The 12,098-nt window shown below is 69.7% G+C and carries 9 protein-coding genes; 8 read left to right on the forward strand and 1 reads right to left on the reverse strand.

The genetic code is table 11. The annotated features are described in order from the left end of the window. Positions 1-250 precede the first annotated feature (250 nt). The 7 genes from CKO28_RS11590 (at position 251) to CKO28_RS11620 (ending at position 8,330) form a co-directional block, all read left to right on the forward strand. The gene (locus CKO28_RS11590) at positions 251-2,188 is read left to right on the forward strand and encodes a TonB-dependent siderophore receptor (RefSeq protein WP_200340938.1); all 1,938 of its coding nucleotides are present in this window, start codon (positions 251-253) and stop codon (positions 2,186-2,188) included. Further along, the gene (locus CKO28_RS28870) at positions 2,158-2,367 is read left to right on the forward strand and encodes a TonB-dependent receptor (protein ID WP_200340939.1); all 210 of its coding nucleotides are present in this window, start codon (positions 2,158-2,160) and stop codon (positions 2,365-2,367) included. The genes CKO28_RS11590 and CKO28_RS28870 overlap by 31 nt, the downstream gene beginning before the upstream one ends. A gap of 256 nt (positions 2,368-2,623) precedes the next feature. Further along, positions 2,624-3,523 (forward strand): ABC transporter substrate-binding protein, encoded by a 900-nt coding sequence (locus CKO28_RS11600; protein WP_200340940.1) that lies wholly within the window; start codon positions 2,624-2,626, stop codon positions 3,521-3,523. Next, positions 3,510-5,495 (forward strand): Fe(3+)-hydroxamate ABC transporter permease FhuB, encoded by a 1,986-nt coding sequence (gene fhuB / locus CKO28_RS11605; protein WP_200340941.1) that lies wholly within the window; start codon positions 3,510-3,512, stop codon positions 5,493-5,495. Before CKO28_RS11600 ends, fhuB begins: the two co-directional genes overlap by 14 nt. 80 nt (positions 5,496-5,575) lie before the next feature. Continuing rightward, a complete protein-coding gene (locus CKO28_RS11610) occupies positions 5,576-6,736 on the forward strand; it encodes a hypothetical protein (RefSeq protein ID WP_200340942.1) in 1,161 nt (386 codons plus the stop codon). Positions 6,737-6,886: 150 nt separating this feature from the next. After that, positions 6,887-7,489 (forward strand): hypothetical protein, encoded by a 603-nt coding sequence (locus CKO28_RS11615; protein ID WP_200340943.1) that lies wholly within the window; start codon positions 6,887-6,889, stop codon positions 7,487-7,489. A 322-nt stretch (positions 7,490-7,811) separates the two neighbouring features. After that, the gene (locus CKO28_RS11620) at positions 7,812-8,330 is read left to right on the forward strand and encodes a hypothetical protein (RefSeq protein ID WP_200340944.1); all 519 of its coding nucleotides are present in this window, start codon (positions 7,812-7,814) and stop codon (positions 8,328-8,330) included. A gap of 59 nt (positions 8,331-8,389) precedes the next feature. Here the strand turns inward: CKO28_RS11620 and ssb are convergent, their stop codons facing one another. Beyond that, a complete protein-coding gene (gene ssb, locus CKO28_RS11625) occupies positions 8,390-8,887 on the reverse strand; it encodes a single-stranded DNA-binding protein (RefSeq protein WP_200340945.1) in 498 nt (165 codons plus the stop codon). A 268-nt stretch (positions 8,888-9,155) separates the two neighbouring features. Here ssb and uvrA point away from each other — a divergent pair, with 268 nt between their 5' ends. Further along, the gene (gene uvrA / locus CKO28_RS11630) at positions 9,156-12,053 is read left to right on the forward strand and encodes an excinuclease ABC subunit UvrA (protein ID WP_242480503.1); all 2,898 of its coding nucleotides are present in this window, start codon (positions 9,156-9,158) and stop codon (positions 12,051-12,053) included. Positions 12,054-12,098 lie beyond the last annotated feature (45 nt).

Here is a 12,098-nt window from a genome sequence, read left to right on the forward strand (position 1 = left end):
ATCGACCCGCCGGCGGCCCCCCTCGGTTGCCGGTCGGCTCGGCGTACGTTCGGCGCCGCTGCTCCCAGATCCCGCCCTCATCGGCGACGCAGATCCCGCGCACCCGCCCGCGACCGGCGGCTGTGAAAGTGCGGCCTATCGGCCGCCGGATCGGCGTGCGTCCGCACAAATCCAACGACACCGCGTGCAACGCAGGAGGCAAATTGTGTCAGCTTCCAAGCCCCCATTCCGCCGCTGTCTACCCTGTTTGATGCTGGCCGCGTTGTCCGGCACGCCCGCCGTCGCCCAGCAGGACGGCGGTGACAGCGTGAAACTGCCGACCCTGGTCATCGAGGGCGATCAGGTCGGCGGCGTCGCCGACCCGGCCCCGCCCGAGGGCTACGTGCCGAGCGAAGCCACCGCCGGATCGAAGACCGCCACCCCGATCGAGGAGATCCCGCAGTCGGTTTCCGTGATCGGCCGCGAGGAGATGGATGACCGCGGTGCCCAGAAGGTCGACGAGGCGCTGCGCTATACCCCCGGCGTGTTCGCCCAGCCGTTCGGCGTCGATACCGATACCGACTGGGCCTACATCCGCGGCTTCGACGTTACCCAGACCGGGATGTTCCTGGACGGTCTGCAGCAATATTCCTACGCCTTCGCCGGCATCATCACCGATCCCTTCCTGCTGGAGGGCATCGAAGTGCTGCGCGGCCCGGCGTCGGTGCTGTACGGCGGCGCCAGCGCGGGCGGCCTGGTCAACAAGCGCTCCAAGCGCGCGAACGGTCAGCGCATTCGCTACCTGGAGGCCGGCATCACCGACTCCCCGAACGGCTACGTCGGCTTCGACATCGGCGACCAGGTCAGCGACGACGGCCCGTGGAGCTACCGCGTGGTCGGCAAGGTCAAGGGCGGCGACACGCAGGTCGAATATGCCGACAACTTCCGCGGCGTGATCGCGCCGAGCCTGCTGTTCGAACCGGACGACGACACCCGCCTGGAACTGTTCGCCACTTACCAGTACGACGAGCAGCGCCACACCAATAACGGCTTCCTGCCATACAAGGGCACGGTCGAGCGGGCCTCCTACGGCTACATCCCGCGCGACCTGTACTACGCCGAACCGGCCAGCGACGACTTCGAGGCCCAGCAAGCGTCGATCGGCTACGACCTGGAGCGGCAGCTGAACGACACGCTCACACTGCGCTCGACCTCCCGCTGGTTCCACGTCGAACGGCGGGAAGAGTTCGCCTATCCCTACGACACAGATACCAGCGACGACGTGCTCGGCCGGACCAATTTCGCCCACGACACCACGGCCGATCTGCTTCAGACCGACAATCAGGCCATCTTCGACGTCGAGACCGGGCCGCTGTCGCACGAGCTGGTGACCGGCGTGTCGTACGAGCAATACCGGATCGACCAGTGGCAGGCATCCGGCAGCGCGCCGGATCTCGATCCGATCAACCCGACGTATGGCAACAGCGGGCTGACGCTAGCCGATCCCTATACCGACGAGTCGATCACCCTGGATCGCCTGGGGCTTTACGCGCAGGACCAGGTGAAGGTCGGCGATGGCTGGATCGTGACGCTCAACGGGCGGTACGATCGAACCTGGATCGACCGCAACGACCGCACCGCGGGAGACGCCGACTATCGCGACCAGGACGGTGCCTTCAGCGGCCGTGCGGGCCTCGCCTACGGGTTCGACAACGGGGTCACGCCCTACGTCAGCGCCGCCCGCTTCTTCGAGCCGCAGATCGGTACCGACGGCAACGGTGACCCGGTCGGCCCGCAAACCGGCGACCAGTACGAAGCCGGCGTGAAGTATCAGCCAACCTTCATGCAGGCGCTGTTGACCGCGTCGGTGTTCGAGCTGACCCGCCGAAACACTCTGCAAACCGTCTTTCAGGGCGGCAGCACCACCTACTCCACGGTCGGCGAGATCCGGTCGCGCGGGGTCGAACTGGAGGCCAAGGCGAACGTCACCGACAACCTCAAGCTAACCGCGGCCCTGAGCCGTTACGACCTGGAGATCGTCGACGACATCGATCAGAGCATCGTCGGCAACCAGCCGCGCCTGGTTCCGGAGACGCTGGCCTCGGTCTGGCTCGACTACACGGTCGACACGGGGACGTTCAAAGGGCTCGGCTTCGGGGCGGCGTTCGCTACCAGGGGGTGTCCTATGCCGACAACGCCAACACCTTGAAGGTTCCAGGGGCGACGACGGTGGACGCGGCCGTGCGCTACGACCACGACGGCTGGGGCATCTCGCTGAACGTCAACAACGTGTTCGACGAACGCTACGTCGCCGGCTGTAGGGGAGCCGAGACGTGCGGCTACGGCGAGGGCCGGACCGCGCTGCTCAAGACCTACCTCACCTTCTAGAACAAGATGCTGAAAGGTGAAGCCACCTTTCAGCTGATTCTTGCTCTCTCTTCAAGCAGTTAGAGCAAAATTCACGATGAAGGTCAAAGCGACCTTCATCGATTTTGCTCTAGCGCGAAACGCCGGCGAGCGTGAAATGCCGGAAGGTCAGATCGGCCTTCCGGCTGAAGTTCACCCTAACTGCACGGTAAGCCGGGGCGGCGGACATCCGCTCGTGCCCGGCGCCCCGGCCTCCCGAGAACGGCTATACTGCTGCATGACTGGCATCCCTCAAGCCCGCGTCTCGATGCGGCGACGGCTGCGGACGGTCGCGGTTGCGCTCGCCGCGGTGCTGCTGCTGGTCCCGCCCGCGCGCGCGGGCGATCCGCCCCGCGTCGCCGCGATCACCTGGGACCTGACGGAAACCCTGATGGCGCTCGGCGTCGCCCCGGTCGCGGTCGCCAACCTGCGCGGCTACCGGGAATGGGTGGTCGCCCCGGAGCTGCCGGCGGATACGGTCGACATCGGCCTGCGCTTCGCGCCCAGCCTGACCACGCTCGCCGCGAGCGATCCGGACCTGATCCTCACCTCCCGCTTCCTGCGGGACCTGCCGGAGCGCCTGAAACCGATCGCGCCGGTCGAGGCGCTGACGATCTATCCCGCCGACGGCGACCCGCTGGCCCGCGCGATCGAGGTCACGCGGACGCTCGCGAACCGGCTGGACCGCCGGGACGCCTTCGCGGACGTGACGGCGCGGCTGGAGCGGCAGATCCGGCATCTGGCGGCCAAAGTGGCCGACCGCGAGCGGCCCGACCAAGTCTATCTGGTGCAGTTCCAGGACGCGGACCATGTGCGCGTCTACGCCCAGGGCAGCCTGTTCCAGTCGGTGTTCGACCGCGCCGGCATCGAAAACGCCTGGGATGGCGCCACCAACGGCTGGGGCTTCGCGCTGATCCCGCTCGCCCAACTGACGGCGTCGGCCGATCACCTGATCGTGCTGGAACCGGTGCCGACCGCGGCCGCGGGCGTGCTCGACGGAAGCCCGATCTGGCAGGCGCTGCCGGCCGTGCGCAGCGGGCAGGTCCACCGCCTGCCGGCGGTCTGGGGCGCCGGCGGCGTGCTCTCGGCGATCCGGTTCGCGCGGCTCCTGGCGCGGCATGTCTATGACCGCCGCTAGCCGGCGCGCGCAGATCCTCCCGCCGGCTTGGGGCCTGCTGCTCGCAGTCGCGACCCTGGTGGCGACGGGGGCGAACCTGCACACCCTGGGCGGGCTTGGCGGGTTCTGGCCGGCGCTCGAACGGCCGGCAAGCGCGTCTTACGAGACGGTCAAGCTGCTCTACGGCTTTGCCCCGCGCCTGGCGGTCAGCTTCGTCGCCGGCGCCGGCCTGGCAGCGGCCGGCACGGTGATGCAGCAGGTGTTGCGCAATCCGATCGCCTCGCCGATGACGCTGGGCGTCGCGGCGGGGGCGCAGCTGGCGCTGTCGCTGCTGACGCTGCTGGCCCCGGAATTGCTGACAAGCCTGCGCGAACCGGCGGCGATGCTGGGCGGCGCGCTGGCATTGGCGCTGGTGCTCGCGCTCGGCTGGCGCCGGCAGCTCGATCCGGCGACGGTGGTGCTCGCCGGTTTGGTGATCAGCCTCTACCTCGGCGCGGTCAACGCCGGCCTGCTGCTGTTGTTTCAACACGACCTGAACGCTGTGCTGATCTGGGGCAGCGGCGTCCTGACCCAGCATGACTGGCGCGAGCTGACTTTCCTGCTGCCGCGGCTGGCCGCCGGCCTGCTTGCGCTGACGCTGCTGCAGCGGCCGCTCGGCGTGATGACGCTGGACGACGGCAGCGCGCACGGCCTGGGCCTGAACCTGCCGCGCGCGCGCGTCCTGAGCCTCGCGGTCGCGGTCTACCTCACCGCCTGCGTGGTCAGCGCGGTCGGCGTCGTCGCCTTCATCGGTCTGGCCGCGCCGGCGCTGGCGCGCCTGCTGGGCGCCTGGCGGATGCGCCAGCGCCTGCTCTGGGCGCCGGTGCTCGGCGGTCTGCTGCTGACCCTGGCGGACCAGCTGGTGCAAGGCCTGTCGGGTGTGCTGCCTGGCCTGCTGCCGACCGGGGCGCTGACCGCGCTGGTCGGTGCCCCAATCATGCTGTGGCTGCTGCGCGGTCTGCACGCCCGGACCCCGTCGGGCCAGGGCGCCCAGTTCACGACCGCGCCCAGCGCCGGTCGCCCGGTGCTCGGCCTGATCTGGCTGGGCCTCCCGCTCGTCTGCCTGCTGGCGATGACCGTCGTGCACGCGCCCGACGGCTGGCTGGTGCAGGCGCCCGGCGCGGTGCTGGCGCAGGCGCCGTGGCGCCTGCCGCGCGTCCTGTCCGCGGCCGGCGCCGGGCTGCTTCTGGGGGTGGCCGGCACCCTGTTGCAACGACTGCTGCACAACCCGATGGCGAGCCCGGAATCCTTGGGGCTGAGCGGCGGCGCCCTGACCGGGGTGGTGATCGCGACGTTCCTGCAGCCCGGCGCCGGCCACCCGCTGCTGCTCGGCGCCGGGACGCTGGGCGCGCTGGCGGTCGTCGGCGGGCTGATGGTGTTCGCCCAGCGTACCGGTTACGCGCCGGAACGGGTGCTGCTCGTCGGCATCGCGCTCAAGGCGGTATTCGACGCCGTCGTCGGCCTGGTCGCGGTCAGCGGCACCCCGTTCTGGGTCGCGCTGCTGCAGTGGATCTCCGGCTCCACCTACGGCACGGACTGGGCGACGGTGGCGGGGACCGCGGGCGCCGCCGCCGTGGTGCTCCCGCTCGCCGTGTTGCTGGCGCGCTGGATCGACCTGCTCACGCTCGGCGACGCTCAGGCGCAGGCCCGCGGCCTGGCGGCCGGCACCGCCCGCGGCCTGCTGCTGCTGCTGGCCGCGCTCGCCACCGCGGCGGCCACGCTATTGGTCGGCCCGCTCAGCTTCGTCGGTTTGATGGCCCCGCACTTGGCGTCGATGTTGGGCTTGCGCCGGCCGCGCGCGCAGATCCTGGGCGCGAGCGGCCTGGGGGTCGGGCTTCTGGTCCTGGCCGACTGGGTCGGCCGGGCGGTGCTGCTGCCCTACGAACTTCCGGCCGGGCTGGCCGCCTGTCTGATCGGGGGCGTCTATTTCATGTGGCTGCTGCGCCGGCTTTAGGACGCCACCGGCATTAACCTTTTGTTGCCCGACCGGCCGGCAAGCTTGCCGGGCACCCGCATAGGTAATGACGGGATCCGATGGACAAGGCAGTGGACGAGACGCGCGGCGGGCCCAGGCAGGCGCCCGAAGGCGCCGCCGAAACCCCGGGTGCGGGCAGCCGTACGGGCCGGACAGGTTCCGTGCTGGCCGAATGGGAAGCCGCGATCGCGCCCGGCGCACGCTGCCTGAACCCGACCAGCGCCCGCTACCGCGTCCAAGCCCGGAATCCGGCGCGCGCCGCGCTGGCGGCGCTGCAACGCCACGGCCTGACCGGCGAACAGGCGCGCGGCTGGGGGATCGGCATCGCCGTCCACTTGCTGCCCGACACCGGACACCCGCGCGCGGTCTACGCCGTCGACGGCCCGGCCGGCTCGCCCATGCTGCAACTGCGCTACGCCCGCCTGCTGCCCGGTACCTCGGAGCTGCTGACCGGCGGTGAGAGCCCGTTCGACGCCGGCGCGCTCGCGCGCGAGGTGCCCAAGACCGCCCGCCGCTGGGCGGAGGCCCGGGTCGGGTCCAGCGGTATCACGGAGGTGCTGCGCGGCACCTTTTGGCAGCGCGAGGCCACGCTGTACTGCTCGACCGCCCTGGTGCTGTCCGCCTTCGGCTTTCCGATGAGCACCGAGGTGTTCGCCGTCGGCGGCATCCTGTTGATGATGCAAGGCGCGGTCCGGCTGATCGTGCACGAGAGCCGGATTTTCGCGCTGGCCCGCTCGATCCTGCGCAATCCGGAACACGTCGGCCAGCTCCGCGCGGATTCCCAGCGCATGCTGTTCCTGCGCGGCCACGCGCTGCTCGGCCCGGCCGGCCGGCAGATCCGCCGCGTGCTGCGGGAGCGGGCGGCGGTCCCCGACCTGACCGGACCCAGCCGCCTGATGCTGCTGCTCGACGAAGACGCCGCGGTCACCACCGGTGCCGGCGCCTACGGCATCGTGCCGGAGGAAACGCTGCCGGAGAGCGACAACGTCCTCACGGTCGTGTTCCGCCGGCCGCGCAAGCCCGACATGCCGCCGCCGGCGGAGACGGCGGCCTCGTCCGGGGATGCGCCGCCAACCGCCGTTGGCGCGCCCGCTGGCCTGCCCGCCCGCCGCGCCAACCATAGACCGGCCGAGGTCGACGAGGTCGAGGTGATCGAGGCGGAACTGCTGGACCCCGAAGCGTACTACGGCGACCGCCCGCAGCGGAATTGGTGGGCCTGACCTTCTCGGACCCCACCCGCTCGGCGCGAACACCCGATTTCAATAGCCTTTTTCGCGCGAAACTGAAATACTACTTAACCTGAAGCAGGTTTGCCAGCCCGCGGACCGGGCCGGGGAGCCGGTGTTCCAAGCTGTCCAAGGGCCGCAACGATGAGCGAGGCGGGTCAGACCCACCATTCGGCGCGGATCGCGAAATCGCGCGGCGCCGGCCGCGACGGCCCCGGGCTCGACGGGTTCACGCTTGGCGTGCTTGGGATCTGTGCGCACTTGGCGGGTATGACGCTGGTCGTGCTGGCCGTGATGGGCCTGATGACGCTGTACGACGCCCTGGCCGTGCGGCTGGGCGACCCCGCGCTGGCCGGTCTTGTGGTCGGCCCCCTCGCGATCGGGCTGATCGGCGCCAAGGGCATGCTTGGCTTGGTCGCCCTGTGCCGCCGGGATCGGCTGCGGGCGCAGTTGGCGGCCGCGCTCGACCGCGGCCCGGCGTTGCGGCGCCTGACCGTCTGGACCGGGTTCGTGCTCGCGGTCGGCGTTCGGGCGGCGCTGCTGGTCGCGGCGGCGGCGATGCCGGTCGTCGTGCTGATGACGGGCACGGGACAGAACCCGAATTCGGGCATCAGCCAGCCGACGGTCTACGCCCTGCTCGCCCTGTCGGTTTTGATCCTGGCGCCGCTCGTGGGCATGCGCACCCGCCGCGGCCTGCGCCGGCTGCGCCTGCGGCGGGACCGCGCGTTGCGCGCCCGCGCCCGCTGAAACGCGGCCGAAGCCGATCCGAACCCGATTTCGCGTCAAGTTCTCAGTCTAACGCGCTGCAATCGAAGCAGGATGTCGCCTGCCGGTGCGAACGCCCTCGGGCATCTTGGCCTGGACAGAAGGCGGTCCGGCGGCCTAGAACAAAATCGATGAAGGTCGCGTCGGCCTTCATCGTGAAGTTTGCTCTAACTGCTTGAAGAGAGAGCAAGATTCAGCTGAAAGGTGGCTTCACCTTGCAGCATCTTGCTCTAGGGGGTCCGAGCGCTTCGATGGAGGCGCTCGCCGCGCGATCTCCGACACACCCAGGGATACCCCGACCGCCATGCGCCGCCGCCCGCTCCTGCCCCTGCTGTGCGCCCTCGCCCTGGTCGCGGTCCTGCCCGGCCGGGCGCAGGCGCAGGACTTCGCCGTCGATCTGTCGCAATGCCGGGATCAGCTGGAGGCGTTCGCGCGGCTGCAGCTGGACTGCCCGGTGTCGGTCACGCCCAGCGAGTCGGGCCTGCAGCAAATGCCGGAGATGCTGCGCCAGCTGCTGTCCGGTCTGACCTGCACGACCCAGGTGACCGCCAACAAGGCGGACGTCTACGGCCAGTGGATCACCGCCGGGCGGTTCGACCCGCCGCGCAAGCAGATCACCTGCCGGCACCCGAACATCCAGAACCAGCGCCTGACCGCCACCGTCGACGTGACCTGCACCCGCGACGGCGACAGCTGGTCCTGCCCGCCGGGCGTGGAGCAGATCGAGGGCGCGGGCATGCTGGGCCAGTACCTGACGCAGTACCTGAACCAGGGCAGCGGCCTGTGGTCCGGGCTGGAGCAGGAACTCGCCAAGCGCGACTGACCGGACGCGGACGATCGCCCGGCGCCGTTACGCCGGCATCGGCGCGCGGGTGCGAGACTTTAGAACGGAATCTCGTCGTCCAGGTCGTCGCCGCCGCCGGGCCCCGGTGCGGGGGAGCGGGTGTCCATCGCGCCGACGCGGTCGTCCTGCTGCTGGCGGCCGGTGCCGCCGCCCCCACCGCCGGCATAGCCGCCACCGCCTTCACCGCGGGCGTCCAGCATCTGCAGTTCGCTGCGGAAGCGCTGCAGCACGACCTCGGTCATGTAACGCTCCTGGCCGGACTGGTCCTGGAACTTACGGGTCTGCAGCTGACCCTCAAGGTACACCTTGGAGCCCTTCTTCAGGTACTTCTCGGCGACGTCGACCAGCCGGTCGTCGAAGATCACGACCCGGTGCCACTCGGTCTTTTCGCGCCGCTCGCCGCTCTGCCGGTCGGTCCACTGCTCGCTGGTCGCCAGCGACAGGTTGGCCAGCCGCGAGCCCTGGTTGGTCTGCCGGACCTCCGGGTCGCGACCGAGGTTGCCGATCAGGATGACCTTGTTGACGGTACCGGCCATGACGTGGGGCGTCCTTCTAGCGTGCGGCGAGACTCGAATGGCGACCCTGGAGTTTATCTGCTCGCCCCGGCCACCGCCACACCGTTTCTGACCGCCCGCACGGCAAGCTGTCCACAGGCCGTCGGCCGCGGCGATCAAACCGCCCCTCGTTTCGTGGCCGCGCTTGCCCCATATTGGGCGCCAGTTCAGCGGCGGCACCCGTCGCGGCCTGCGGTGCCCGACCGCGCGACCGCGCGGTTCGGCGGCCGCCACCCGAGAAACGGACACGATGGCGAAGTCGATGGCGGAAACGCACGGCGCCCCCACGATCCGCGTGCAGGGCGCGCGCGAGCACAATCTGAAGAACGTCGAGGTCGAACTGCCGCGCGACAAGCTGGTGGTGATCACCGGCGTGTCCGGGTCCGGCAAATCCTCGCTCGCCTTCGACACGATCTACGCCGAGGGCCAGCGCCGCTACGTCGAGTCGCTGTCGGCCTACGCCCGGCAGTTCCTGGAGCTGGCGCAGAAGCCCGACGTCGACAGCATCGAGGGGCTGTCGCCGGCGATCTCGATCGAGCAGAAGACTACATCGAAGAACCCACGCTCCACCGTCGGCACGGTGACCGAGATCTACGACTACATGCGCCTGCTGTGGGCGCGCGTCGGCACCCCCTATTCGCCCGAGACCGGCGAGCCGATCGAGAGCCAGACGGTCTCCCAGATGGTCGACCGGGTGATGGCGATGGACGAGGGCACGCGGCTCTACCTGCTGGCCCCGGTCGTGCGCGGGCGCAAGGGCGAATACAAGCGCGAGCTGCGCGACCTGCAGCAGCGCGGCTTCCAGCGCGTGAAGATCGACGGCGAGCTGTACGAGATCGAGGACGCGCCGAGCCTGGACAAGAAGAAGAAGCACGACATCGAGGTCGTGGTCGACCGCTTGGTGGTGCGCGAGGGCATCGAGACGCGCCTGGCGGACTCCTTCGAGACCGCGCTCAAGATCGGCGAGGACCTGGCGTTCACCGAGAACGCCGACACCGGCGAGCACACCTCGTTCTCCGCCAAGTTCGCCTGCCCGGTCTCCGGCTTCACGATCGACGAGATCGAGCCCCGGCTGTTCTCGTTCAACAACCCGTTCGGCGCCTGCCCCGACTGCGACGGGTTGGGGGCGACGCTGCACATGGACCCCGGGCTGATCGTCGACCCGCGGCTGTCGCTCAAGAAGGGCGCGATCGTGCCGTGGGCGGGCTCGCCCTCGCAGTTCTACAAGCAGACCCAGGACAGCCTGGCGAAGCACTTCGGCGTCTCGGTGACCACGCCGTTCGGCGAGCTGCCGGAATCCGCCCAGACCGGCATTCTCTACGGCACCCGCGAGCCGGTGCGGATGCGCTTCGACGACGGCCTGCGGTCCTACGAGACGCAGAAGCCGTTCGAGGGCATCGTCCCGAACATGGAGCGGCGCTACCGCGAGACCGACAGCGACTGGGTGCGCGAGGAGCTGTCCAAATACCAGACCGCCAAGCCGTGCGACACCTGCGGCGGCCAGCGCCTGAAGCTGGAGGCGCGGATGGTCCGGATCCGCGGGATCAACGTCTCCCAGGCCGCCGAGATGTCGATCGAGGAAGCCCAGCGCTGGTTCGACCACGTGCTCGACCACCTGCGCCCGCAGCAGCAGGAAATCGGCCGGCGGATCGTCAAGGAGATCAGCGAGCGCCTGGACTTCCTGATGGACGTCGGGTTGGAGTACCTGACCCTGTCCCGCCCCGCCGCCACCCTGTCGGGCGGCGAAAGCCAGCGGATCCGCCTCGCCTCGCAGATCGGCTCCGGCCTGACCGGGGTGCTCTACGTCCTCGACGAGCCGTCGATCGGGCTGCACCAGCGCGACAACGCCCGCCTGTTGCAGACCCTCGAACGCCTGCGCGACCTGGGCAACACCGTGATCGTGGTCGAGCACGACGAGGAGTTCATCCGCGACAGCGACTACCTGGTCGACATGGGTCCGGGCGCCGGCACCCACGGCGGCAACGTGGTCGCGCGCGGCACCCCGGCGGAAGTGATGCAGAAGCCGGAAAGCCTGACCGCGCAGTACCTGACCGGCTTCCGCCAGATTCCGCTGCCCGACAAGCGCCGGCCGGGCCGGAAGGGCCAGGCGATCACGGTCAAGGGCGCCCGCGCCCACAACCTGCAGGACGTGACCGCCAAGATCCCGCTCGGCACCTTCACTTGCGTCACCGGCGTCTCCGGCTCCGGCAAGTCGACCCTGATCAACGAGACGCTGTACAAGACGCTCGCCCGCCGGATTAACGGCGCGCGCGAGGCCCCGGCCGAGCACGACAAGGTCGACGGCATGGAGCTGCTCGACAAGGTGATCGACATCGACCAGTCGCCGATCGGCCGGACCCCGCGCTCCAACCCCGCGACCTATACCGGTGCGTTCACGCCGATCCGGGAATGGTTCGCCGGCCTGCCGGAATCCAACACCCGCGGCTACAAGGCCGGGCGCTTCTCGTTCAACGTCCGGGGCGGGCGCTGCGAGGCCTGCCAGGGCGACGGCGTGATCAAGATCGAGATGCACTTCCTACCCGACGTCTTCGTCACCTGCGACGAGTGCAAGGGCAAGCGCTACAACCGCGAGACCCTGGAGATCACCTTCAAGGGCCACTCGATCGCCGACGTGCTGGAGATGACGGTGGACGAGGGCGTCGACTTCTTCTCCGCCGTGCCGAACATCCGCAACAAGCTCAAGACCCTGCAGCAGGTCGGCCTGGGCTACGTCAAGATCGGCCAGCCGGCGACCACGCTCTCCGGCGGCGAGGCGCAGCGGGTCAAGCTCGCCAAGGAACTCTCGCGCCGGTCGACCGGCAAGACCTTCTACATCCTGGACGAGCCGACCACCGGCCTGCACTACGAGGACGTGCGCAAGCTGCTGGAGGTGCTTCACCGCCTGGTCGACAACGGCAACACCGTGGTGGTGATCGAGCACAACCTCGAGGTCATCAAGACCGCCGACCACATCCTGGACATGGGCCCGGAAGGCGGCGCCAAGGGCGGCCGGCTGGTCGCCAGGGGGACGCCCGAACAGGTCGCCCAGGTCGCCGAGAGCCACACCGGCCGCTACCTCGGCGAATACCTGGAGACACACCACGGCCGCCCGCAACAAGGCGGTCAGAAACGCCGCAAGCAGGCCTGAGGTCGCGCCCTCCTCGCCTAACATATCCCCTCTCCCTCGACGGAG

The organism is Rhodovibrio sodomensis, assembly GCF_016583645.1.
Lineage (GTDB): Bacteria > Pseudomonadota > Alphaproteobacteria > Kiloniellales > Rhodovibrionaceae > Rhodovibrio > Rhodovibrio sodomensis.